Here is a 24,552-nt window from a genome sequence, read left to right as displayed (position 1 = left end):
TCAAACCATTGTGCCAACTGCACAGGGTTCAGGCAGAACAGCCAACGCAGCGCGGCGGTGCCGCACCGTTGAGTGTTCGGCCTGTTATCCCTGCCACTCAGAACCGAAGGAAGTTCTTGATTTGCAGGCTTAAAGTGTTGGTCGCATTGGCGTTTTCGCCAGCCAGCGTCGTTGAGTAGCCCAATTGGAATTGGGTAGGCAGTGCCCACTGAGTGAAGAACACGCTCATACTGGGTTCCAGCGCCAGGCTGTAGGATTCATCGTCTTGACCGTTGCCATCGACCTCGGTCTCACCGGTCATGGTGTAGCTAACAGGAAGGCCAAAGCTCAGTTGTACACCGTTTCCGGCGGACATCGAATAATTCGGTTCGACTTCGAAGATGGCTTCGGATCCATACTGCACGGTTACGTCAGACGTTGTGACTGTGTAATCCTGATCGGTCTCCAGAAAGAAAGAGGACTGATTGTAGAAGTTGATGTAGAAATCCGGAGTGATCAGGTAGTCGAATGAGAACCTGGCGCCAAGACCCCAAGCCCCACGATCGGTTCGACCCGGTTTGAAATCGTCGCCACCCATAAAATTCTCGAGCTGCTCTTCACCGTCGTACTGCGATATGGGGACTTTTATGCCTGGTGTTACCGCAAATCGGAGCGTATCGCTGCGGGAGTAACCCTGAGCACCCAAGGTCTGGAATTTGGCACCGACGAAAAGGTCGTTCGAGCCAGATAAGTCGACGTTATCGTTACCATCAACCTCACCGGAAAGAATGTAACCAGGCGCCCATTGCACGCCAGCTGTAATCCAGTCGTTGATGCCGTACTCAAGCGCTATGGATAACGTGTTAACGGATACGGCATTGGTATCCTGGCGTTCGCCATCGGCATCGAAGGTTTCGTCAAAAGTTGTCAGCGAAGGGACCAGGGTGGTTCGCAGTACGCCTTGTGGCAACACCTTGGCATCGTCTGCAAACACGGGTATGACTAGGCCCGCCAGCAGTGGCAAAGCTATGGCTTTTTGTATCATGGTTGTTCTCCAGGCTTTTCTTATTATTTGATTCGATCAAAGCAGCAACCGTTTCGATCAAGGGCTTGCATGGATCATCAGTGACCATAGCCCATGCGCGAATTGCTGATCAAAGTGGCACTGTGATTACCCTGCTGTGTGGCAATAATGCCCCTGTTCAGTCAGGCATGAGTGAAATTTAGGCTACAGAAGACGGTTTGCGCGGCCGCTCCGAGCGGCAGTGGGGCTGTTCGATGAACGGCGGAATCAATCCAGCAGTATGGGGCGCACGGGCTATACTCCGGCTCTTGTACTGAATGCTTTGCTGGCGAGCGCCATTTCTGTCAGCCTGAGCGCATCATTCAACCGGATCAGGAGGCAACATGGCAGAAGACAAGCGTCGTCGTTATTCATCGCAGGTGGTCGATGGGCTCGGCAAGTCAGCCAGCCGGGCTATGCTGCGAGCTGTTGGCTTCAGTGACGAGGATTTCCGCAAGCCCCAGGTAGGCATCGCCTCTACCTGGAGTAATCTTACACCCTGCAACATGCACATTAACCGGCTGGCCGAAGAATCGGCGGCCGGTGCCGATGATGCGGGCGGCAAGTCACTTATCTTCAATACCATTACCGTGTCTGACGGAATCGCCAATGGCACTGAGGGCATGAAGTATTCTCTGGTCTCCCGTGAGGTCATTGCCGACTCGATAGAAACCGTTGCCGGTTGCGAAGGGTTTGACGGTTTGGTTGCCATTGGTGGCTGCGATAAAAACATGCCTGGTTGCATGATGGGGCTGGCGCGGCTGAACCGGCCTTCGGTGTTCGTTTATGGCGGCACCATACTGCCAGGCGAGAATCACACCGATATCATTTCCGTGTTCGAGGCTGTGGGCGCCCATGCCCAGGGCAAGCTCGAACTGATTGACGTGAAGCAAATAGAAGAAACCGCCATTCCCGGAGCAGGGTCGTGCGGGGGGATGTATACGGCCAACACCATGGCGTCAGCCATTGAAGCCATGGGCATGAGCTTGCCGGGCAGTTCGGCGCAGAATGCGGTGTCGGACACCAAGGTGGCCGATTGCCGGGCCGCCGGTGCTGCTGTGCTGAACCTGCTTGAGCAGGATATTAAACCCTCAGATATCATGACGCGGGAAGCCTTTGAGAACGCCATCACTGTGGTCATCGCGCTGGGCGGCTCAACCAATGCCGTGCTGCACTTGCTGGCCATGGCCAGCACGGTAGGGGTTGAGTTATCACTGGAAGACTTTGCCGAAATTGGTAAGCGGGTACCGGTATTGGCCGACTTGCGGCCCAGTGGCCATTACATGATGTCGGAACTGGTCGCTATCGGTGGCATTCAGCCGTTGATTAAAATGTTGCTGGAACGCGGGCTGGTTTATGGTGGTTGTCTGACCGTTACCGGGAAAACGCTGGCCGAAAACCTGGCTGATGTTGAACCCTACCCCGAAGGGCAAGACATCATTCATGCGTTCGATAACCCCATCAAGGCCGACAGCCACTTGCGCATTTTGTATGGCAATCTCGCGCCTACGGGCGCTGTCGCGAAAATCACCGGTAAGGAAGGCACGCACTTTACCGGCCGGGCCCGAGTGTTCCACTCAGAAGAAGAAGCTCAGGAAAAGATTCTGGATGGCACAGTGGTGGCCGGTGATGTGCTGGTGATTCGCTACGAAGGCCCCAAGGGCGGGCCGGGCATGCGTGAAATGCTAAGCCCCACCTCGGCCATTATGGGCAAGGGGCTTGGTAGTGATGTGGCGCTGATTACCGATGGCCGTTTTTCCGGGGGCAGCCATGGGTTTGTGGTTGGTCATATCACACCCGAAGCCGCTGAGGGCGGTCCCATCGCGTTGGTCGAAGAGGGCGATACCATCACCATCGATGCGGTTAGCAACCGGATTGAGCTGGGTGTGTCCGACCAGGAGCTGGAGCGCAGGCGTCAGGCCTGGCAGCCACCCGGCCCCCGGTTCACCCGAGGTGTGCTGGCAAAATACGCCCGCACGGTGGGGTCTGCCTCGACGGGTGCGGTGACCGACTTGCCCTGATCTATCTGACTGCCCGCCAGGGACCCCGGCCCACCAGGCGTTCGCGTAATAATACCGCCAGTGCTTCAACGGCCAGTCGTGAATTGGCGTCTATGCGTTTGGCAAAATGCAGTTGCGCCTGACAGGTGGGCAGGGGTGGCAGTCCGTCTTCATCTCCCAGTTCCCGCATGCTGGAAGTGACCCGTTCGCGGTCGATAACACCGATGGCCAAGCCCGCTTCGACGGCGTTTTCAACCGCATGAATGCTAGTGCTGGTGAAGACTGCGTGCCAGGGCTTGCCGGCTTTCTCCAGCGTTTCTGTGGCCAGTTCCCGGTAGGGGCAATCAACCTCATGCAGGGCCAACGGTAAGCTATCGCGATCGGTCAAACGGCCGATTCTGGGGCCGACCCAAACGGGCGTTGTTTGCCACAAGGGCTCACCACCGGTGAGCGAATGCGGGCGATCCAGCAGAACGGCCAGGGCGAGTTCAGAGCGCTTGATCTTGCGTGCCAGCTCGCCGCTGGTGGCGGTTACGGCTTCCAGCAGTACGTTGGGGTGATGGGCGATGAAATCCGGCAACACGCCGGTCAGTAGTTCCCGTGCGTAGTCTTCAGGCAAGCCCAGTCGAACCTTGCCGCCAAGGCCCCGGCCAGTGAAACGGGCTACCATGGCATCGTGCAGGTTCAACAGCTCGCGGGATTCATGCAGCAGGGCTTCACCGGTGGGGGTGAGTGTCATGCCCCGTGGGCCGCGCTCGAGTAGCCTTGAACCCAGAGCGTCTTCCAACCGTTTGACCTGCATACTAACGGCACTGACGGTTTTGTGTCGTTGCGAGGCTGCTGCCGCCAGTGAGCCGAGCTGGGCGATGGCGTGGAAGCTGCGCAGCAATTCCAGGTCCAGTGCTGCGGCGGGCGCTGTTGTGGGGCCTTCAATCATATTGAACTCTGAGTAAAGTTTATATCGATTTATTCAACGCTTATTCTGCCTCACACTGCCTGGCAAATCCATTCACTGGAGCCAGTGCTATGCCCACCCATCTAATATCACCGCTCGTCGCCCTGGGGTTTGTGGTGTGTTGGAGCTCGGGTTTTGTGGGCGGTCGTCTGGCGCTTGAATCCACCCTGCCAGTTTTTACATTATTCGCCTGGCGGTTTTTACTGGCGGGTTCAATGACTGGAGTATGGTGGTACATCAGCGCACCGGTGCTGTTTAACCGCCGGGAACTGGTGCAGGAAGTCGGCGTCGGTAGCCTGACTATGGGTGGCTACCTGCTTGGGGTGATTCTGGCCATTCAATTGGGTGTAAGCGCGGGTGTCACCGCACTGATTGCGGCGTTACAACCCTTGCTGGCAGCGGCGTTGGCCGGGCCCTGGCTGGGTGAGAAGCTCTCCCGGCTGGGGTGGGCGGGCATGGCAGTGGCTGCCGGCGGTGTCGTCTTGTGCGTGCTCGATGATGTGGGCAAGGGCGGTGATGTTCCGCTGTGGGCCTATGCGCTGCCGTTGCTCTCAGTGGTGTCCGTCACGCTCGGTAGCCTGGTCTCCGTGAACCGAAGGGCTGCCTTGCCCATGGCCCCCACGCTAACGATGCAACTGTTGGCAGCCACTCTGGTATTTTCCGTCGCTGCCCTCATTGACGGCGGTGGAGAAATCCAATGGCTCACAACCGAGCCGGTCACCCTGTCTGCCATTGCCTGGTTGATCGTGCTGTCCAGTCTGGGTGGCTACGGCTTCTTCGTAACCAGCCTGCGCCGCCTTGGTGTGACGACCACCTCAACGCTGGTATATTTAACCCCGCCTGTAACCCTGGTTTGGGCAGCGTTGATGTTTGGTGAAACCCCGGGACCAAATGGCATGCTAGGCATGGGTGTGGCGATTGCGGGGGTCGCGTTGGCCATGTTGTGTGGTCGTGGCAGACACCAGGAAAGTGACAGCATTCTTCCCCGCTACGCAGGGCATGCAGGTGGTGTATAAGAGATGCATCCGGACGTTATTTGATTCAGTTGTCAGGCGAAAAGCAGTGGATGCTGAGCCCGGTTTCGCCAATGAAAATGATCTGCCTTGGATACTTCCTCCGGATCAGGGGGAAAGGTCTAGCTGCAAGTGCGGTTTGCCGTCAGAGGTGGTTTCCGCGGTTACACCTGTGCCGTCAATCACGGCGATTATCTGCTTGCGCCAGGCTGAGAACCGTCTGGAGGCTGCAACATCGACTGCCTCGTCTAATTTCAGCTGGATCCGGTACCTGCCGAGCTGTAGTGGTTGAACTGAGACGATGGTTGCGCTGATGGCGTGGGATAAATAGCGGCCATCCACTTTGTCTCCCACTGCCACGGGCGCTGGTGCTTTCCGCGTTATGATCGCGTTGAGGGTGTTCCAGTCTCTGTACCCATGATGAATGGCCAGGAGTTCCAGGGAATGACTGTGGCTAATCGTCTCACCTGATGCTTCCAGCTGTGTTTTCAATCGTCTTGCTTGTGCTTTTAACGAGGCCGGTGTGGGCAGCGGTTCAATCATGACGATGCCCCTGGCTGCCAGCTTTGAACAGACCCCAGCTGTGCCCATGGCGGCGAGCGGTCGTATGTAACACCACACAGGTTAACAGCAACAGTAACAATTCCGCAGTCGGGCCTGCGAGCCAGATGCCTGTCTCGCCCAAAAAGACGGGAAGCAAAAAGGTCAGCGGAATGGCGAAAGCATAGGTTTTGGTCAGGCTCAGTAAGGCTGCCCGACCAGCGTCACCGATGGCCTGAAAATAGGTTGCAATCATCATCACCGGACCGGCGATGAAAAACATGGATACAATGAGCGGCATGATCCGCCCCACCTCATTGATTACCTTCGGGTCATCAACAAACCAGCTCCCGATTGGCCGGGCAAATATCACCAGAATGACTTCGGCCAACACACAGTAAGACAATGCCATTAGCAGACCCAGCCGCAGGCTGCCGTCTGACCGGTGCCAGAGACCCGCCCCATAGTTATTGCCCGTTATGGATTGCAGCGCGAAGCTCAAACCGAGTAACGGCAGGAAAGCAAACGTCATCAACCGTGTTGTAATACCGTAGGCTGAAACCGTTTCTGCGTAAGTAACGGATTGGGCCAGTTGCAATGCCAGAATGATCGCCCCAGAGCCCAGTGCCAGACCCAGAAAACTCAGGCTTTGCGGTGCGCCTAATTTGAGAATTTCAATCCAGCGCGTACGGACGCCCCCCCAGGTCCCGGGATGCCAGCCAGGACCAACTAGCCGCAGATCCGTCATACCCTTAATGCGAAATCCAATCACGATGCACAGAGCCAGGCATTGCGCCAACGCGGTTCCATAAGCAGACCCGGCCACTCCCCAGCCGAGCACCCCGATGAAAAAGTAGTTAAACCCTATGTTCGCCAGTGACACGAGCAGGCTCATGGCCGCCATGAACCCCGCCCGGCCTTCGTTTCTCAACGCATCGGATTGTAGAGCCAGGACGAACAACAGTGGCGAGCAAAATATGGTTATCCGCATGTAGGCGTAACCCATATCTGCCAGGACCTGGTTACCGTTGGCAGCCAGTAACGTAAAGCGTTCACCAAACAGCACAAATGCCAGCACAAGAATAAGACTGACGATCAGGGCAAGACCATGGGCGGCCGCAAAAATTACCTGCGCATTGAGCGTTCTACGTGCCCCCAAATGTCGGGCCAAAACGCTCGACATTCCGTTTGACACCAGGGTCGATAATGCAACCAGCAGCATGAATGCCGGGAACATGAGGGTGACTGCGCCCAACGCATCGGAGCCGACGAAGATACCCAGGAAAAGGGCATCGACCACGGTCAACAGTCCGTTCATTCCCATCACAAAAATAATGGGAAATGCTGTCCTGGCAAACAGGGGTACTAATGGCCGTTCGATAAAACTCAGGGTAGCGTTCGCAGACGCCGGGGGGGCAGAAGGAGATGACATGATGGTGTCTCCACTTGCTGGCATTCTGTGTGCCTGAACGGAGATGGTGCTCGCATTACCACCTTACAGAATGCGCAAGGGTGACGTTGAAAAGGTCTGCCAGAACTTCACCTGGGCCATAATAAAGCCCGCGAGCGGCTGGTGCCTGGAACCAGACGGGACTCTAGCCAGACGAGTCACCCGTGTCAATGATTGGTTGGCTGCTGGCTGGCGCTTACTAAACTCGCTCCTCTTCCCGAAGCGTCAGTACTTCATACCCATCGGCGGTTACGGCGATTGTATGTTCCCATTGCGCCGACAGTTTTTTGTCGCTGGTCACAACGGTCCAGCCGTCGTTCTTTTGCTTCACCTTGGCTTTGCCCTGGTTGATCATCGGTTCAATAGTGAAGGTCATGCCCTCTTGCAGAACCAGGCCTTTTCCCTGCTGACCATAGTGCAATACGGACGGTGCTTCATGCATTTCCCGGCCAATGCCGTGGCCGCAATACTCACGGACCACGGTGTAGCCGTTTTTTGTAGCGTGTCGCAGTATGGCGTGGCCAATGTCGCCCAGGGTAGCGCCTGGTTTCACGACGCGAATGCCTTCCCACATGGCGTCGTAGGTCTTATCGACCAGGCGTTGTGCCAGTGGTGTCACGTCACCAATCAGGTACATTTTGCTCGAATCGGCAATGTAGCCGCCTTTTTCCAGTGTAATGTCGATATTGACGATGTCACCGGGTTTCAGGGTTTGAGTCTCCGAGGGCACGCCATGGCACACCACATGGTTGACCGAGCTGTTCAGTACATACTGATAGCCGTACTGGCCTTTGCTGGCCGGGCGTGCCTGCAGTTGGTCGATGATGTAGCGCTCGGTGAGGTTGTTGATATCCATGGTGGTGATGCCCGGCGCGATCTGACCGTCGAGATACGCAAAAACCGAGGCGAGCAGGCGGCCGGACTCTCGCATGATCTGCAGTTCCGACGCGGATTTGAGGATAACCTCAGACACTGGCAATTCTCCTTACTTCGACCTGGGCTTCCTTCATTTGTTCGCTCACGATCTCGTTGAACGATTTGCCCGGGTTGGCTTCGGCCAGCATGCCGATTTTAATCCAGTACTCGGCTTGTGCGTTGATGGAGCGCACCATGAATGAGCTGGCTTTGCGAATGTCTTCGTGCAGGTCGTCGTTGATTTTCACAATGCCCATGATGAACTCCAAATATATGATGTGTATACGAATCATATATGGGCTATGTGTGGGCTGTAAATACCATTGCCGGGTTTATTCCGTTACCGGACTGAAATATCTGGGCTGGTTGTCCCGGGCCAGATGCACCAGATTCAGCCCATAGCGACGGGCACGGTCAACCGCCAGGGTGCTCGGGGCAGCTAGGTTAACCAGCGTAGACGCCCCGGCCATAACGGCCTTGTTGACCAGTTCGACACTGCAGCGGCTGCTCATCACCAGAGTGTGGCCCGTCAGTGAGTGTTCACGGCGCAGGGCATGACCGATCAGCTTATCGAGGGCGTTGTGCCGGCCGATGTCTTCGCGGCAGGCGAGCAGGGTGCCTTGAGGGTCGATCAGCGCTGCGGCGTGAATAGCACCGACTTGCGGCCCCAGCGTTTGGGCCCGGGTGAGCTGATCGCGCAACTGGCTCAGTTGTGCCCGTGGCAACAGAGGTGAGGGTTGCAATGGCTCCAGCGGTACAAAGGCGCTTTCCAGCGAGTCCGTGCCGCACAGGCCACAGCCCGTTGCACCCATCATCTGTCGTTGCCGGCTGCGGTAGTTCGACTGGCGGCGCGCGCTCAGGGTGGCATCCAACAAGTAAGCGGGCAGGCCATCGGGTGTGTGAGTGGTTGTTAACGTCCAGTCCAGCAGGTCTGCCGCACGGCGGATTACGCCTTCGCTCAGGCTGAAACCCAGTAGAAAGTCGTCGAGGTCAGTCGGCGTCAGCATCATGATGCCGTGAGTGATATCGCCATAGCTGATCGCTACCGGGACTTCTTCGATCAGTTCGGTTTCAGAATCGGTTCCAGCGTGAAGCTGGGTTCGGAAGTAGCGCTTACCGGAAGCGGGTGGGAGCGACATCTGGGCTATCCCGGTTGCTGTGGAGTGGAAGCTCGATTGTACCGGAATGTGGGCTGGGTGTGTGCCTGTGAGCGACGTACAGGGTGTTTAGTGGTAATGGTCCGCGTCGATTACCGGTGGCGCCTCGGCGGGGTCGGCGTGAATCCGTCCATGGCGGTCCGACGTCTCGGGCCTAGACCGAAACATTCATGTTTCGGACTACTCCGCAGAGGCACCACCGGCATTCGTCGCTCCCAGTGTGCAAGTCCCGAACCCTTAGTACTGTGTAGAGGGGTTTACTCGGGTATTACCGCCGTCGCTTCGATCTCCACTTTGGCTTCATCTTCAATCAAATCCGCCACCTGCACCATGGTCATCGCCGGGAAATGCTTGCCGAGCACGGCGCGATAGGCTTCGCCGACGTCGGTGAGGCGGGTCAGGTACTCGGCTTTGTCGGTGACATACCAGGTGAGGCGGACCAGGTGTTCGGGTTCTGCGTTGGCTTCGTGCAATACGGCGACAATGTTGCGCAGTGCCTGTTCGATCTGGCCGACGAAGTCGCTGGTTTCAAAGACCTGGTCGGCGTTCCACCCGATCTGGCCGCCTACGAAGACGGTTTTGCCCTCAGCCAACATGCCGTTGGCGTAGCCGACCGCGCGTTTCCAGTGGCTGGGGTGAAGCAGTTGGTGCGTGTTGGGTGCAGTCATCAGGAGGATCCTTTTTCGGTCGCGGCGTCGGGGGTTTCCCGGTCGCGTTCAAATTGGTGGCGCATCGCTTCTGGCCAGCGCTGGGGTTTACCGCTGTTCATATCGACATAAACGAGGGTGGATTCGTTCGACAGGCGCAGGTCGTTACCGCAGTGGGCGGTGATCGTCAGTGTCAGGCTGGCGTTGCCTATCTTTGTCACAGTCAGCCGGAAGTCGAGCCAGTCGCCAAGGCGGCTGGGGGCTTTGAAATCGGTATTCAGGTTCACAGTCGGTACGCTGGTGCCGGATTCGATGTGCAGGCTGTTGAAATCCCGGCCGACGACGTCGGCGAACCAGTCTTCCACGACGGCGTTGATCAGTTCGAAATACCGTGGGAAGTAGACGATGCCGGCCGGGTCGCAGTGGCCGAATCGAACTTTGTGTCGGGTTAGGTACGCCATGATTATACGCCCAGGTAGCGGTCTTTTAGGTCGTCGGTCAGGGCGTCGGGTTCGCCGGCCCAGACGGTCTGGCCTTTTTCCAGAATCAGGCAGTGGCTGGCCAGTGGCAGCACTTCTTTCAGGGTTTTGTCGACCAGCAGAATCGACAGCCCTGCCTCTTTCAGCGTGCGGATGGCGCGCCAGATTTCCTGACGGATCACCGGGGCCAGGCCTTCGGTGGCTTCGTCGAGCACCAACAGTTTGGGGTTGGTCATCAACGCCCGGCCAATGGCCAGCATTTGTTGTTCGCCGCCGGAGAGGGTGTTGGCGCTCTGGTCGCGCCGTTCGGCCAGACGGGGGAACAAGGCTTCCACCTTGGTTTGATCCCAATGGCCGGGGCGGGCCGTGGCCAGCAAGTTTTCACGTACCGAGAGGTTGGTGAAGCAGCGCCGGCCTTCCGGCACCAGGCCGAGTCCCATCTGCGCAATGCGAAACCCCTGGGCGCGGGTAATGTCTTTGCCCTCGAATTCGATCGACCCGGCCGAGGGCGGGGTGAGCCCAAACACCGAGCGAATGGTGGTGGTTTTGCCCATACCGTTGCGGCCCATCAACGCCACCAGTTCACCGGCGGCGATCGACAGATCAACGCCAAACAACGCCTGGGACGGGCCGTAGAAGGTCTCGAGGTTATGCACTTTCAGCATGGTCGTCTCCCAGATAGGCTTCGCGAACGTTCGGGTCGTTGCGGATGGTATCGCTGTCGCCGTGCGCGATGACTTGACCGGCCACCAGCACGGAAATTCGATCTGCAAGGCGGAATACCGCATCCATATCGTGTTCGATCAGCAAGATGGGCACCTGGTGCTTGAGTGTCTCTAGCAGGGTGGTCAGCTTGGCGGTGCCCTCCGGCCCAAGGCCGGCCATGGGTTCATCCAGTAACAGTATTTTAGGCTTCAGCGCCAGAGCGCAGGCGACTTCAACCTGACGGCGCTCACCGTGAGACAGCTCGGCCACTGGCGTATCGGCGCGGTGGCCAAGGTCCATTTGCGCCAGTACCGCATCGGCAGGCTCGCGTAAGCTGGCGTCGCTGTTTACCGGTTTCCAGAACCGGAAACTGCTGCCCTGCAGGGCTTGTACCGCCATCATCACATTGCGGCGCACGCTCAGGCTTTCAGCCAGTGACGAGACCTGGAAGCTGCGCCCCAGCCCCTGGCGGGCACGCTCCGCGACCGACAGGGCATCGAGTGATTGTCCGTCGAGCCAGAGGGTGCCGGAATCGGGTGGCAGGGTGCCGGCGATTTGGGCAATCAGGGTCGATTTGCCGGCCCCGTTCGGGCCGATCAGCGCATGAATTTCGCCCGGCATCACGTTGATGGAGACGTCTTTGGTCGCGTGAAGAGCGCCAAAGCGTTTGTTCAGGTTCTGAATGCTGAGGACGGCCTCATTCATGACGCGACCTCCCGGCCAGCAGACCAAAGACGCCACCGCGCGCGAACAGCACGACAGCCAGCAACACCAGCCCGAGGAAGAACTGCCAGTATTCGGTTAAACCGCCGAGCCAGAACTCCATGGCAACAAACAACATGGCACCCGCTACCGGGCCATAGAGCCGGCCGACGCCGCCGAGAATGACGATGACCATGATTTCCCCGGAGCGATGCCAGTCGAGCATCGAGGTACCAACAAAACCGTTCAGGTCAGCAAAGAGCGCCCCGGCCAGCCCGGTAATCATGCCGCTGATGACAAAGGCCACCAGTTTGATTGGGCGGGGTTCAACCCCTGAGGTTGCCAGCCGGACCGGGTTCAGGCGCGCCATGGTCAGGGCCGCACCGAAGCGCGAGCCAAGCAGGCGATGGCAGAACGACAGAGCCGCGAGCAGTAACCCGAAACACAGAAAAAAGAAGACCAGGCTGTTGTTGGTATTCAGCCCCCAGAGCTGGTTGCGAATGTAAATCGGCAGACCGTCTTCACCGCCGTAGGTCGGCCAGGAAATGGCGAAGTAGTAGATCATCTGGGCAAAGGCCAGAGTGATCATGATGAAGTAAACGCCGGAGGTGCCCAGCGAGAGTCGGCCAATGCCATAGGCCAGCAGGCCGCACAGGGCAATGGCGGTTAACCAGAGTGGAATCATCTGGTCGCTGCCGTTGGGCAGAAATGGAATGCCGAGCGCCGGGGTCATGTCGAACGCGTGAAAAGCGCCGATGCCTGCGACATAGCCGCCGAGGCCAAAGTAGGCGGCATGACCGAAACTGACCATGCCACCAAAGCCCAGTGCCAGGTTCAGGCCAACGCCGGCCAGCGCGATGATGACCATGCGCGAGGCCAGGTTCACGAAAAAGTTCTCACCGGCGAGGTAAGCGACCGAGGCGCCGACGGCCAGAATCAATAATAGGCTAAGGCTGATCCAGCCTTCCCGGTCGAGCCGGAAACGGGCCGGTCGGGCCGGGCTTGTTTGGGTGAAGGAATGCGATTGCGTCATAACCGGCCTGCTCAGTGTTTGACGGCAAAAAGGCCGTTGGGTTTAAAGATGAGGATGATCGCCATCAGGATGTAGATCAGCATTGAAGCAATGGCCGCCCCAACGCCAGACGCGGCTGACGCTTCCATAAAGAGTTTGAATACATCAGGCAGTAACACCCGGCCCAGGGTATCCACAACGCCAACCAGCAAAGCCCCGACAAGGGCACCCTTAATAGAGCCAATGCCACCGATGACGATCACCACGAAGGCCAGAATCAACACGGGCTCACCCATGCCAACCTGAACCGACTGCAGCGCGCCGATGGTGGCACCAGCGAGGCCAGCGAGACCGGCGCCCAATGCAAACACCAGGGTGTACAGCGTGCTGATATCCACGCCGAGCGCACCGATCATTTCGCGGTCGTTCTCACCGGCGCGGATGCGCATGCCCAGCCGGGTGCGGCTAATCAGCAGATACAGGCCAATGGCAATCAGGATACCCATGCCAATAATGGCGAGTCGGTACAGCGGGTACTCGACGCCAAAGGGCAACGTCACAGACCCCGCCAGGCTGTCTGGTACGTTCAGCCACAGGGGTGATGAACCGTACAGCCAGCGGGTGCCTTCGGAAAAAATAAGGATCAGCGCGAAAGTGGCGAGCACCTGGTCGAGATGATCCCGATGGTAGAGCCGTCGAATCACGGCAAATTCGACCAGAGCCCCCACGGCCGCCGCCGCCAGCGTGCCGGCCAGCAACCCCACCCAAAAATTACCGGTGGTGCCGGTCACCCAGGCCGTTACAAAGGCGCCGGTCATGTAAAACGACCCATGGGCCAGGTTGATCAGCCCCATGACGCCGAACACCAGCGTTAGGCCACTGGCCATCAGAAACAGCATGGTGCCCAGCTGCAGGCCATTGAGCAGTTGTTCAAAGAGTAACGACAGGGTCACACCGGAGTCCTCATTAATTAAAGCAGGGGGAGTGAACTCCCCCGGTCATTCACATGCTGCACTGATCGACGTAAACGTCTTGCATGTCTTCAACGGCAACACCGACCAGTTGGTTGGTCACGCCGTCGCCACTGGCCACGATCTCACGGACGTAGATGTCCTGAATCGGGTGATGGTTGGTGCCGAAGCGGAAGTCGCCACGAACCGAGTCGAAATCGGCCGCACGCAGGGCTTCGCGGAAGGCGTCTTTGTCATCCGGATGGGCCACTTCGAGGGCGGCCAGAATCAGGCGGGCGGTGTCATAACCCTGAGAGGCATACAGAGTTGGGGTGCGACCGTGCTTTTCCCGGAATGACGATACAAAGGTCTGGTTGGCAGCGTTGTCGAGGTCATACGCCCACTGGGATGTATTGCGCACGCCGATCGCCGCGTCACCAATCGCGCCGATGATGATTTCATCGAAGGAGAAGGCTGGGCCGTAGACCGGAATGTCGACACCGGAGCCGGCATACTGCTTCATAAAGGCGATGCCCATGCCACCCGGCAGGAAGTAGAACACGCTGTCGGCACCGCTGGCGCGGATCTGGGCGATTTCAGCGGCGTAATCGGTTTGCCCGAGCTGGGTATAGACTTCATTGGCCAGTTCGCCGGTGTATCGGGCCTTGAAGCCTTCGAGTGCATCGGTGCCGGCCGGGTAGTTCGGGGCCAGAATAAAGGCGTTTTCAAAACCTTCGGTGCTCATGTATTCGCCCATGGCCTCGTGCAGGCTGTTGTTTTGCCAGGCGACGTTGAAGTAATTTTCGTGGCACAGGCGACCGGCCAGATCAGACGGGCCCGCGTTCACCGACAGGTAGAAAGTACCCTGACGTACCACACTCGGAATCACGGCCATCGCCAGGTTCGACCAGATGATCCCGGTCATGATGTCGACGTTTTCGCGCTGCACGAATTCATCGGCCAGGCTTTTGGCGACATCCGGTTTCTGGGCGTCGTCCTGAATCAGCACCTCGACATCGTCACGACCGGCCTGTTCAATGGCCAGCATAAACCCATCCCGTGCATCGACACCCAGGTGCGCGCCGCCGCCGGACAGTGTAGTAATCATCCCAATCTTAACGTTTTCAGCCTGCGTCGGTGCCGCAATGGCGGTAGCCATCAACAGTCCCAAACCTGCATTCATTACCTTCTTCATGGTCACACCTCCTGGTGTTTTTCTCGTTATTTTTTGACTCTCTGGTTGCTATATTTTTGTGCCAGTCGTTCGCATCGGCCGCCGGGTATGGCACTGGCGGGTCGCTGCAAGTACATCCATGTAAGCTCGGCGGCTCCCATCCGTGGGAGCCGACGCCCCGCCAGTGCCATACCCGACAGCCGATGCTTGGGCTGTTGGTTGCTTTGGCAAGGTAAAAACCTCTTGCCTATGTGGGCGTGCTGTCCACCTAATAATGTAAAGGCTTTTACGGCCCCACTAAACACTTGTTTTGCTCAGGATCCACTCACGGCACCCTGAGTTGGAAATTCGCCATTGAATAACCTGTGATATTGCCTGGACTGTTGGGTACGCCTATTGAAGGCCGTGAGATCGCAGGGATGCGATCTACGAGCCTCCATGGATGGATCTACGGTGTGCCTTCAATAGGCGTACCCAACAGTCCTCTGCCACCCAATCATAAACAACCACAGCCTCCAATTGACCGAGCGAATTTTTAACTCAGGCTTTCAGGAAACCTCCTCCTTCAACCGGAACCGCTGTACTTTGCCTGTTGCAGTTTTTGGCAATTGCTCAATGAATTTGATTGAGCGCGGGTATTTATAGGGGGCAATCTGGCTTTTCACGTAGTCCTGCAGGCGCTGGATGCAGTCGTCGTCGGCCATCAGGCCCTCGGCCAATACGATATGGGCCTGTACGATCTGGCCGCGTTCTTCATCGGGTGCGCCGATGACCGCGCATTCGAGGACGTCCGGATGGCCGAGCAGGCAGGCTTCGACTTCGGGGCCGGCGATGTTGTAGCCGGAACTGATGATCATGTCGTCGGTGCGGGCGGCGAAGTGGAAGTAGCCGTCTTCATCCTGACTGAAGGCATCGCCGGTGAGGTTCCAGCCATCGCGGACATAGTTGAGTTGCCGGGCATCATCCATGTAGCGGCAACCGGTGGGCCCGCGCACGGCAAGCTTACCGACGGTGCCCCGGGGCACTTCGTTCATCTCGTCATCGACGATTTTTGCCTCGTAACCAGGAACCGGGGTGCCGGTGCAGGCGGGTCGGGCGTCGTCGAGTCGGTTGGAGATGAAGATGTGCAGCATTTCCGTGGCGCCGATGCCGTCGAGCATGGGTTTGCCGGTTTTTTGTTGCCACTCATCGAATACCGGGGCGGGCAGGGTTTCGCCAGCAGATACCGCCGCGCGCAAACTCGATAAGTCTGCACCTTCATCCATTGCTTTCAGCATGACACGGTAGGCCGTTGGAGCGGTGAAGGAAATGGTCGCTTTGTAGCGCTGAATAATGTCGATCATGTTGGGTGGCGAGGCGGTTTCCAGCAGGGTGGCGGTGGCGCCAAAACGCAGGGGGAAAATGGCCAGGCCCCCGAGGCCAAAGGTGAATGCCAGCGGTGGAGAGCCGACAAAGACGTCGTCTGGCGTGACCTTTAAGACGTCTTTGGCGTAGGTGTCGGCGACGGCCAATAGATCTCGGTGGTAGTGCATGGTGGCCTTGGGTGAGCCGGTGGTGCCGGAGGTGAAACCGAGTAGGGCGACGTCGTCTGCGCGAGTCGGGGCGGCGTCGAAATGCACCGGTTTTTCCAGGGCGGCATGGTCGAGTTCGGCGTCGTGATTGGCGGTGCCGTCAAAGCCGATGACGAATGTTAGAAATTGGCTGTCGGCGGCGCAGCGTTTGATTTCGTCGAGCAGGCGGGTGTCGCAGAGGGCGTGGCTGATCTCGGCCTTGTCGACAATTTTAGCCAGTTCACCAGCGCGCAACATGGGCATGGTGTTGACGGCAACAGCGCCGATTTTGGTGACGGCGAGCCAGCAAGCAACGAACGCCGGGTTGTTGGCCGAGCGAATGAGTACGCGGTTGCCGGGGCGGATGCCGAAGTCGTCAACCAGGGCATGAGCCAGGCGGTTGGTCCAGTCCGTCAATTCTTTGTAGGTGCGGCGACGGCCATTGCCGATGAGGGCGGTACGATCGCCCATGCCCTGTTCCACCAGGCGGTCGGTGAGTTCGACGCCGGCGTTTAATAGCTCCGGGTAAGGTACGCGGTCGAGCAGGAACACCGGTTGCTGATCGGCCGGTGGCAGATGATCGCGACAGTAGGTATCGGTGTGTGCTGACGGTACTGACATAGTTGCCTCTCTTGTTATTGTTGTTAGTCGAAATCTGCAGCTCTGTTTGGCTGTGTGGCAGTGGCCCGCGGCGACTGCTCAGCGATCTCGATTATTTTTGCTAGCCTGAACTCAACGCGCTACGTGCTATCACAATTTTTTGAACATCCGACGCGCCTTCATAAATTCTCAGCGCACGAATCTCCCGATACAGACTTTCGACAATGTGGCCTCTACGTACGCCGTCGCCACCGTGTAATTGCACGGCTTTGTCGATAACGGATTGCGCCCGGTCGGTGGCATAGAGTTTGGCCATGGCGGCTTCGCGACTGACACGGGCGGCGCCCTGGTCTTTGGTCCAGGCGGCGCGGTACACCAATAAGGCGGCGGCGTCGACATCGAGTGCCATTTCGGCGATATGGCCCTGTACCATTTGCAGGTCGGCAAGGGGTCCGCCAAACAGTTCTCGGTTTTGACAACGGGTCAGGGTTTCATCAAGCGCGCGGCGTGCAAAGCCGAGGGCGGCGGCGCCGACGGTGGAGCGGAAGACATCCAATACCGACATGGCGATTTTGAAGCCCTGGCCGGATTCGCCGATGCGATTGCTGGCTGGAATTCTGACGTTTTTGAAGCCGATGCGTGCCAGCGGGTGTGGGCTCATGGTGTGCAGGCGTTCTCTAATTTCGAACCCAGCTCGGTCGGCTTCTACCAAGAATACGGAGAGCCCTTTGGCGCCCGGGGCTTCGCCGGTGCGTGCGAAGACGGTGTAGAGGTCGGCGATGCCGCCGTTGGAGATCCAGGTTTTTTCGCCGTTGAGAATGTAGTCGTCGCCATCGCGGATGGCTTCGGTGGTGATGTTGGCGACGTCGGAACCGGAAGCTGGTTCGGTCAATGCGAAGGCGGAAATGGTGTCGCCGGCGCGGGTTTTATCGAGCCATTTTTTTTGCTCGTCGGTGCCGAACAGGTTGATGGCACCGGTGCCCAGGCCTTGCATGGCGAAGGCGAAATCGGCCAAACCATGATGGCGGGCGAGGGTTTCGCGGGCCAGGCACAGGGTGCGTACGTCGATGGCGTTGCCGGCTGTCGGTTGCAGAAAACCGGCTTTGCCGAGCGCGCGAACGAGGTTGATGCACTCGGCATCGGTGTCGGTCTCACTGCTGTGCTGGCTCAGGTTGTCGATGCACCAGGCGTCGAGTTCTTTGGCCCAGTCGCGATGTTGGTCTTCAAAAAACGGCCAGGTTAGGAAGCTGGTATCACTCATCAGTTGCCTCCAAAAACAGGTTTTTCTTTGGCGACGAAGGCTTTGTAGGCGCGTTCGAAATCGCGCGTTTGCATGCAAATGGCCTGGGCCTGCGCTTCGGATTCGATGGCCTGGTCGAGGCTCATCGACCATTCCTGGTTGAGTTGGGTTTTGGTGATGCCGTGCGCGAAGGTTGGGCCTTCGCAGAGTTTTTGGGCGTAGCTCAGTGCTTCGGTTTGAATCTTTTCGGCATCGAAAATTTGATTAAAGAAGCCCCAGTTGTGGCCTTCTTCGGCGCTCATGCTGCGACCGCTGTACAGCAGGTCGGCGGCGCGGCCCTGGCCGATGATGCGCGGCAGCATGGCGCAGGCACCCATGTCGCAGCCGGCGAGGCCGACTTTGGTGAACAGGAAGGCGGTCTTTGAATCCGGCGTGGCAAAGCGAATGTCCGAGGCCATGGCGATGATGGCGCCGGCGCCGACGCAAATGCCTTCGACGGCGGCGATGATGGGTTTGTTGCAGTGGATCATGGCTTTGACCAGGTCGCCGGTCATGCGGGTGAAGGCGAGCAGGTCCTTCATCTCCATGCCGACCAGTGGCGCGATGATGTCGTGTACGTCGCCACCGGAACTGAAGTTGCCGCCGTTAGCCGCAAACACCACGGCATGAATGTCGTCGGCGTAGGCGAGGTCACGAAAGGTGTCGCGCAGTTCGGCGTAGCTTTCGAAGGTGAGCGGGTTTTTGCGCTCGGGTCGGTTCAGTTGAATGATGGCGACCGGGCCTTCCGTGCGCCAGAGAAAATGCTTGGGTGCATGGTTGGCCATCTTCATGGTGTGTCTCCCTGGGTAGTCGATTCGGGGCTGTCCGGTTCCGGCCCGGCTTCGGTGGGCAGGTGGGCGAACAGTTCATTCATGTGGTGCGTTTCCTGGCTCGACAGCGAACTGAACAGTTCGTCGACCCAGTGTTCGTGGGCCTGGGCCATCTGATGGAATTGTTCGGTACCGGCTCTGGTCAGCAGTACCCGCGTCGCTCTGCGGTCGCCTTCGATGGCGATGCGCTCCACCCAGCCGTCTTCGACCAGGCGGCTGATGATGCCGGTGACGTTGCCGTTCGAGACTTTTAATTGCTGTGATAGCTCGTTCATTTTTAACCCGTCCGGGTGACGTGACAGCGCGGCCATCACATCGAACCGGGGCAGGGTGGTGTTGAACTGAAGGCGCAGCCGTTCACGCAGTTCGGATTCGACTCTGCGTGTTGTGCGCAACAGCCGCAGCCAGAGTCGCAGGTGCTCTTTGCTGGTGAGATGCCGGTTTGGGGTGATGCTGGCTGGTTCACTCATGACAGTTCACCTCCGGCAATGGCGATGGCCTGGCCGGTAATCGCCTGGGCGGCGGGGCTGGCGAGCCACAAAGCGGCCGCCGATACATCCGAGGGTTGAATCAAGCGACCCTGGGGATTGGTTGCGGTCAATTGCGCACGGGCTTCGGTGTTGCTGAGTCCGGTTTTTGCGCTGATGTTGGCCAGGCTTTCATCGAGCAAGGGGGTTTCGGTGAACCCGGGGCACAAAGCATTGACGGTGATGCCCTGCTTGGCGGTTTCCAATGCCAGTGCGCGAACGAGCCCGATGACGCCATGCTTGGCGGCGCAATAGGGCGCAACATAGGGGTAGCCTTTTAGCCCAGCGGTTGAGGCAACGGCTAACAATCTGCCGCCGTCAGTCAGTTTGTTCAGCCCGCCTTGCAGGGTTAAAAAGACGCCGGTCAGATTCACATCAAGCATGCGTTGCCAGTCTTCAAGGCTGGTTTTGCGCAGCGGGGCACTGCTGGCGGCGCCGGCATTGGCGATGACGATATCCAGTGAACCAATATCGCTGAATAGAGCCTCAACGGATGCTGCATCGGTTACGTCGGCGATACGGTATTCTATTCTGGAATGTGCCGCAGCAACCTGCTGCAGTTTGGCTTCTGTGCGCCCGGCGATGATCACCCGCGCACCAGCCTCGGCGAAGGCCTGGGCCAGGTCAGCACCGATGCCGCTACCGCCGCCGGTAATCAGTACCTTTTTGTCAGCGAAACTGTTGTCTTTAGAAACCGATGGCATGGGTTAAATCAGTCCTTCATCGCGTTCAGCCAGGCGCAGCAGTTGATCGCGCCCTGCATAATAGGGTTTAGGCCAGCTCTGTTGGTCGTTCCCGATTTTGGCAGCGGCGTGCAGCGTCCAATAAGGGTCGGCCAGGTGTGGTCGTGCCAGACAAACCAAATCGGCGCGGCCAGCCATTAAAATGGAATTCACATGGTCCGGGTCGTAGATGTTGCCGACGGCCATGGTGGGTATTTTAAGATCGTTGCGAATGCGGTCGGCAAACGGGGTCTGGAACATGCGGCCGTAAACAGGCTGCGCTTGCACCGAGGTCTGACCCGCTGATACGTCTATCAGGTCGACACCCACGGCCTTGAATCGTGCTGCGATTTCGACGGCTTCATCGGGTGTAATGCCGTCATCGCCGACCCAGTCGTGGGCTGAAATTCTCACGGACAGCGGTTTGTCTTCAGGCCAGGCTTCGCGCACCGCCTTTACCACTTCGAGCGGATAGCGCATCCGGTTATCCAGACTGCCGCCGTATTCATCGGTGCGGTGATTGGTCAGCGGGGTAATGAAGCCCGAGAGCAAATAGCCGTGTGCGGCGTGCACTTCGAGCATGTCGAAACCTGCTTCTTCAGCCAGGCGAGCAGCCTTCACAAAGGCGTCTCGAACTTCATTCATATCGGCTCGGTCCATGGCTTTGGGCAAAGCATTGTTCGGTGACCAAGGCAGCGCCGTGGCTGCCATGATGGGCCAGTTACCCTCTTTGAGGGGCGCGTCCATGGTTTCCCAGCCAAGCTGGGTTGAGCCTTTGGCGCCGGAATGGCCTAGCTGCATACAGAGTTTGGCGTCGGTTTCAGCGTGCACAAAATCGGTCAGGCGCTTCCAGGCCGCAACCTGTTCGGTGTTGTAGAGGCCGGGGCATCCGGGTGTGATTCGGCCTTCCGGGGTGACACAGGTCATTTCGGTGTACACCAAGCCAGCCCCACCTTTGGCGCGCTCGGCGTAATGCACGAAGTGCCAGTCGGTCGGGCAGCCGTCGACGGCTTTGTATTGCGCCATCGGTGACACTACCACCCGGTTTTTCAACGTCATCCCGCGTACTGTGTAGGGCGCAAACATCGGTGCCTGATCGGTGTCGGCGCCGGCCTGTTGCTGGAACCAGCGCTCGGCTGACTGCAGCCAGGCGGGGTCGCGCAGGCGCAGGTTTTCGTGGCTGATCCGTTGTGAACGGGTCAGCAGGGCGTAGTTGAATTGAACCGGGTCGAGATCCAGATAGCGTTCGACCTGCTCGAACCATTCGGTGGAATTGCGCGCGGCCGATTGCAGGCGTAACACCTGCAGCCGGCGTTCGGCTTCGTACCGTTCGAAGGCGGCGCTGAGTGTAGGTTCGGATTCAACATAGTCGGCCAGGGCTATGGCAGATTCCAGGGCCAGCTTGGTGCCGGAGCCGATAGAAAAGTGTGCGGTGGCTGACGCATCGCCCATCAGCACGACGTTTTCGTGACTCCAGCGTTCGCATAACACGCGCGGGAAGTTGATCCAGGCCGAGCCGCGGATGTGGCGGGCGTTGGTCATTAGTGCATGGCCGTCGAGGTGGTCGGCGAAGATGCGTTCGCAGACGGCGATGGATTCGTCCTGGTTCATTGAGCCGAAACCGAAGGCGTTCCAGGTTGCTTCTGAGCATTCAACGATGAAGGTCGCGGTGTCGTTATCGAATTGGTAGGCGTGCGCCCAGACCCAACCGTGCTCGGTTCTCTCGAAAATGAACGTGAAGGCATCGTTGAATTTCTGATGAGTGCCAAGCCAGACAAATTTGCAGGCGCGCACGTCGATATCGGGTTTGAAAATGTGCTCGAAGTGCTGACGTACTTTTGAGTTGATGCCATCGGCCGCGACCACCAGGTCGAAGCCTTTGACAAAGGCGTCGATGTCCTCAAAGGGCGTTTCGAAGTGCAGGGTAATGCCGAGCTCCCGGGCGCGTTCCTGCAGCAGAATCAGCAATTGCATGCGACCGATACCGCAAAAACCATGACCGGTCGAAGTAGTTCGCACGCCGTTGTGCACAACAGCAATGTCATCCCAATAGGCGAAATGCTCGCGTATACGCTCGGCGCTGACCGGGTCGTTCTGCGCGAGGTTGTCGAGGGTTTCGTCAGACAGTACGACGCCCCAGCCAAAGGTGTCGTCGGCTTTGTTGCGCTCAAAGACCTGGATATCGTGATCCGGATTACGCAACTTGGCACTGATGGCAAAATACAGACCCGCAGGCCCTCCGCCGAGGCAAGCTATTTTCATTGTTTTAACCTTTGCTACTGTGGCAGGCAGATTCACGTTGTTCGGATCAATGTAGACCCACCTGAAAAGTATTTCAAGCCTAAACGTTTATACTTGAAGAATATTGTTGCTAAGCGCTTTAATGGCGTCCAAAAGGCGTTCGGGGGTATCCTGAAGCCCTTATTGAAATTCAGGAGGCTCTGAACCATTCACGCGGGGCTCCCGCAGAGCCCCACGTGAATGGTTCAGAGCCTCCTCAACCCGGAGTCATCATGCTGTACCGTCACTTTGAAACTCAGGAGGCCATTGATCTGGCCTACGACCCCTCTAAAACGGCCGATGGAGCTGCCGCTATGGCGCGTTACAAGGCCATGAGCGCCGCCACGATGGCTGATTTGAAGGTGCATGCCGATCTGCGCTTTGGCCAGAGCCTTGCGGAAACGCTGGACCTGTTTCCTGCTCAAACGCCAGGCGCACCGCTGCACGTATTCTTTCATGGGGGCTACTGGCGTTCGCTGAGCAACAAGGAGTTCACCTTCGCTGCGCGCGGGCTGGTTGAAGCAGGCGTTAGCGTGGCGGTGGTCAACTACGCCCTGTGCCCCTCGGTGACCATGGGCGAGCTGGTTCGCCAGTGTCAGGTTTCCCTGCTTTGGTTGGCCGATCATGCGGCAGACTATGGCTATGACCCGGAACGCATAACGGTGTCCGGGCACTCGGCGGGTGGCCATATCGTGGGCATGCTGCTGTCGACCGACTGGCAGGGGCTCTATGGCCGGTCGCCAGACCTGATCAAAGGGGCGACCGCGATCAGCGGTCTGTTCGATCTCGCGCCCTTTCCCTATTCCTGGTTGCAGCCCAAGCTGCAACTGACCGGTCGGGATGTGATGACGCTGAGCCCGGTTCGTATTGGGCCAACGGTAGCTTGTCCGGTGAGTCTGGTGGTGGGAGCCCTGGAGTCGGATGAGTTTCACCGTCAGTCGACGGCGTATCAGGCTCATCTTTTGTCCGCGGACGCACAGCGAAGCGTTGTCGTGGAGTCTGTTTCCGGCTGTGATCACTTCACCGTTATTGACGGGCTGAACGACGGATCCGGCCAGATATTTGACGCTATTATGCGCCACATAGCATGATTAGGTGTTAGGCCGCCGCTGTTTTCAGCCATGAGTACATAATCTGCATAAATACGACCTCAAGCCGGGTGTGGGGGTTGAAATTACGGTACGGTAGCTGTTCGGTGAATCCCTAGAGAGTGAATGCGTTCTATGAATCTGAAGATTATTCTGCCGTTACTGATTGTCGTGGTTGCTGTCGGTGCCGGTTATGGTTATATGCAATTCCAGGGATCAACGGAAATCGATCTTGATGTTGTGCGTATCGGCGTTGATGTGCCCTACCCGCCCTACGAGTTCCGTGATGATAACGGCGAGCTCACCGGGTTTGAGATTGATTTGGGCAATGCAACCTGTCGCCGGTTGAACATTCAATGCGAATGGGTCGTCACTCCCTGGGATGGCATTATCGATGGCTTGCTGGCTGGTAACTACGACACCATTATGTCGTCGATGTCGATAAACAGTGAACGCAAACTCCTGGTCGACTTTTCCGACCCGTATTACTCGACTCCGTCAGTATTGTTTACCCACAGCGGCAGCGGCATCAACTCCGACAGCAAGAACGCACTGCAAGAGCGCCGGATTGGCGTCATTGCAAACACCATTCAGCATGAGTACCTGATGGAAACGTACGGTGAAGTAGCCTCAATTCGTACCTACGAGACCAACGACGAAGTCAATGCGGCCTTGCGCAGTCAGGAAGTGGATGCCGTGTTTCACGATTACCCTCACTGGGAAAGCGAGTTCATGATCGGTGGGAATTTCCCGATTCTGGGTGATGCCCGGCAGTTGGGTGAGGGCGTTGGCATGGCGTTCCGGCCCGAAGACGATAACCTCAGACGCCTGTTCAACCAGGGGCTGGACTCGGTAAAGAGCGATGGGACTTACAACCGCATCCGAAAAGATTACCTCTTCTTCGACGTGATGGTTGATTGATGGTTTGCCCGGTC

The 24,552-nt window shown here is 58.0% G+C and carries 24 protein-coding genes; 4 read left to right on the top strand and 20 right to left on the bottom strand.

All coding sequences use genetic code 11. From position 1 onward, the window contains the following. Nucleotides 1–97: 97 nt before the first annotated feature. Nucleotides 98–1,024 carry a hypothetical protein gene (locus tag EP166_RS09750; protein WP_127556625.1) on the bottom strand — a complete coding sequence of 309 codons (927 nt, stop codon included), beginning with the start codon at nt 1,022–1,024 and terminating at the stop codon, nt 98–100. A gap of 362 nt (nt 1,025–1,386) precedes the next feature. On the opposite strand from EP166_RS09750, the gene ilvD reads away from it, so the two are divergent. Continuing rightward, a complete protein-coding gene (ilvD, locus tag EP166_RS09745) occupies nt 1,387–3,063 on the top strand; it encodes a dihydroxy-acid dehydratase (protein ID WP_127556624.1) in 1,677 nt (558 codons plus the stop codon). Nucleotide 3,064: 1 nt separating this feature from the next. Here ilvD and EP166_RS09740 read toward each other — a convergent pair whose 3' ends face one another. Then, complete coding sequence (locus EP166_RS09740) at nt 3,065–3,979, bottom strand: LysR family transcriptional regulator (RefSeq protein ID WP_127556623.1); 915 nt, start codon at nt 3,977–3,979, stop codon at nt 3,065–3,067. A gap of 89 nt (nt 3,980–4,068) precedes the next feature. Here EP166_RS09740 and EP166_RS09735 point away from each other — a divergent pair, with 89 nt between their 5' ends. Beyond that, nucleotides 4,069–5,013 carry a DMT family transporter gene (locus tag EP166_RS09735; RefSeq protein ID WP_127556622.1) on the top strand — a complete coding sequence of 315 codons (945 nt, stop codon included), beginning with the start codon at nt 4,069–4,071 and terminating at the stop codon, nt 5,011–5,013. Between the two features lie 105 nt (nt 5,014–5,118). On the opposite strand, the gene EP166_RS09730 is transcribed toward EP166_RS09735, so the two are convergent. The 18 genes from EP166_RS09730 to EP166_RS09645 form a co-directional block, all read right to left on the bottom strand. Further along, on the bottom strand, nt 5,119–5,553 hold the full coding sequence (locus EP166_RS09730; protein ID WP_220432538.1) for a glyoxalase superfamily protein: 435 nt from the start codon (nt 5,551–5,553) through the stop codon (nt 5,119–5,121). Then, nucleotides 5,546–6,982, bottom strand: a complete 1,437-nt coding sequence (locus tag EP166_RS09725; protein ID WP_127556621.1) for an MATE family efflux transporter — start codon at nt 6,980–6,982, stop codon at nt 5,546–5,548. The genes EP166_RS09730 and EP166_RS09725 overlap by 8 nt, the downstream gene beginning before the upstream one ends. Nucleotides 6,983–7,199: 217 nt before the next feature. Next, nucleotides 7,200–7,973: a type I methionyl aminopeptidase gene (gene map, locus EP166_RS09720; protein ID WP_127556620.1), complete on the bottom strand. Its 774-nt coding sequence runs from the start codon at nt 7,971–7,973 to the stop codon at nt 7,200–7,202. After that, nucleotides 7,966–8,172 carry a ParD-like family protein gene (locus EP166_RS09715; protein ID WP_127556619.1) on the bottom strand — a complete coding sequence of 69 codons (207 nt, stop codon included), beginning with the start codon at nt 8,170–8,172 and terminating at the stop codon, nt 7,966–7,968. The genes map and EP166_RS09715 overlap by 8 nt, the downstream gene beginning before the upstream one ends. A gap of 75 nt (nt 8,173–8,247) precedes the next feature. Continuing rightward, the gene (gene fdhD, locus EP166_RS09710) at nt 8,248–9,054 is read right to left on the bottom strand and encodes a formate dehydrogenase accessory sulfurtransferase FdhD (protein WP_127556618.1); all 807 of its coding nucleotides are present in this window, start codon (nt 9,052–9,054) and stop codon (nt 8,248–8,250) included. 275 nt (nt 9,055–9,329) lie between these two features. Continuing rightward, a complete protein-coding gene (locus tag EP166_RS09705; protein WP_127556617.1) occupies nt 9,330–9,740 on the bottom strand; it encodes a RidA family protein in 411 nt (136 codons plus the stop codon). After that, complete coding sequence (locus EP166_RS09700) at nt 9,740–10,180, bottom strand: acyl-CoA thioesterase (protein WP_127556616.1); 441 nt, start codon at nt 10,178–10,180, stop codon at nt 9,740–9,742. Before EP166_RS09700 ends, EP166_RS09705 begins: the two co-directional genes overlap by 1 nt. 2 nt (nt 10,181–10,182) lie before the next feature. Then, nucleotides 10,183–10,863 (bottom strand): ABC transporter ATP-binding protein, encoded by a 681-nt coding sequence (locus EP166_RS09695; protein WP_127556615.1) that lies wholly within the window; start codon nt 10,861–10,863, stop codon nt 10,183–10,185. Then, nucleotides 10,847–11,608 (bottom strand): ABC transporter ATP-binding protein, encoded by a 762-nt coding sequence (locus EP166_RS09690; RefSeq protein WP_127556614.1) that lies wholly within the window; start codon nt 11,606–11,608, stop codon nt 10,847–10,849. Before EP166_RS09690 ends, EP166_RS09695 begins: the two co-directional genes overlap by 17 nt. Beyond that, nucleotides 11,601–12,638: a branched-chain amino acid ABC transporter permease gene (locus EP166_RS09685; RefSeq protein ID WP_127556613.1), complete on the bottom strand. Its 1,038-nt coding sequence runs from the start codon at nt 12,636–12,638 to the stop codon at nt 11,601–11,603. Before EP166_RS09685 ends, EP166_RS09690 begins: the two co-directional genes overlap by 8 nt. 11 nt (nt 12,639–12,649) lie before the next feature. Then, nucleotides 12,650–13,570: a branched-chain amino acid ABC transporter permease gene (locus EP166_RS09680; RefSeq protein WP_127556612.1), complete on the bottom strand. Its 921-nt coding sequence runs from the start codon at nt 13,568–13,570 to the stop codon at nt 12,650–12,652. A 49-nt stretch (nt 13,571–13,619) separates the two neighbouring features. Then, nucleotides 13,620–14,762 (bottom strand): ABC transporter substrate-binding protein, encoded by a 1,143-nt coding sequence (locus EP166_RS09675; protein WP_127556611.1) that lies wholly within the window; start codon nt 14,760–14,762, stop codon nt 13,620–13,622. A 527-nt stretch (nt 14,763–15,289) separates the two neighbouring features. Beyond that, the gene (locus EP166_RS09670; protein WP_127556610.1) at nt 15,290–16,912 is read right to left on the bottom strand and encodes a benzoate-CoA ligase family protein; all 1,623 of its coding nucleotides are present in this window, start codon (nt 16,910–16,912) and stop codon (nt 15,290–15,292) included. A gap of 100 nt (nt 16,913–17,012) precedes the next feature. After that, entirely contained in the window at nt 17,013–18,152 is a 1,140-nt protein-coding gene (locus EP166_RS09665) for an acyl-CoA dehydrogenase family protein (RefSeq protein ID WP_127556609.1), read from the bottom strand. After that, nucleotides 18,152–18,955, bottom strand: a complete 804-nt coding sequence (locus EP166_RS09660; RefSeq protein WP_425470041.1) for an enoyl-CoA hydratase family protein — start codon at nt 18,953–18,955, stop codon at nt 18,152–18,154. Before EP166_RS09660 ends, EP166_RS09665 begins: the two co-directional genes overlap by 1 nt. Nucleotides 18,956–18,957: 2 nt before the next feature. Further along, complete coding sequence (locus tag EP166_RS09655) at nt 18,958–19,470, bottom strand: MarR family winged helix-turn-helix transcriptional regulator (RefSeq protein ID WP_127556607.1); 513 nt, start codon at nt 19,468–19,470, stop codon at nt 18,958–18,960. Next, nucleotides 19,467–20,231 (bottom strand): SDR family NAD(P)-dependent oxidoreductase, encoded by a 765-nt coding sequence (locus tag EP166_RS09650; protein ID WP_127556606.1) that lies wholly within the window; start codon nt 20,229–20,231, stop codon nt 19,467–19,469. Before EP166_RS09650 ends, EP166_RS09655 begins: the two co-directional genes overlap by 4 nt. Nucleotides 20,232–20,234: 3 nt before the next feature. Then, nucleotides 20,235–22,511, bottom strand: a complete 2,277-nt coding sequence (locus EP166_RS09645; RefSeq protein ID WP_127556605.1) for a bifunctional salicylyl-CoA 5-hydroxylase/oxidoreductase — start codon at nt 22,509–22,511, stop codon at nt 20,235–20,237. A gap of 251 nt (nt 22,512–22,762) precedes the next feature. Between EP166_RS09645 and EP166_RS09640 the strand changes: the two genes are divergently transcribed. Both EP166_RS09640 and EP166_RS09635 read left to right on the top strand, forming a co-directional pair. Continuing rightward, the gene (locus EP166_RS09640) at nt 22,763–23,620 is read left to right on the top strand and encodes an alpha/beta hydrolase (protein ID WP_127556604.1); all 858 of its coding nucleotides are present in this window, start codon (nt 22,763–22,765) and stop codon (nt 23,618–23,620) included. A gap of 132 nt (nt 23,621–23,752) precedes the next feature. Continuing rightward, nucleotides 23,753–24,538, top strand: a complete 786-nt coding sequence (locus EP166_RS09635) for a transporter substrate-binding domain-containing protein (protein WP_164743890.1) — start codon at nt 23,753–23,755, stop codon at nt 24,536–24,538. Nucleotides 24,539–24,552 lie beyond the last annotated feature (14 nt).

It is taken from the genome of Saccharospirillum alexandrii (assembly GCF_004000275.1).
GTDB classification, from domain to species: domain Bacteria; phylum Pseudomonadota; class Gammaproteobacteria; order Pseudomonadales; family Natronospirillaceae; genus Saccharospirillum; species Saccharospirillum alexandrii.
Note: the sequence above shows the minus strand (reverse complement) of the source record. Positions and strands in the feature narration are given on the sequence as shown.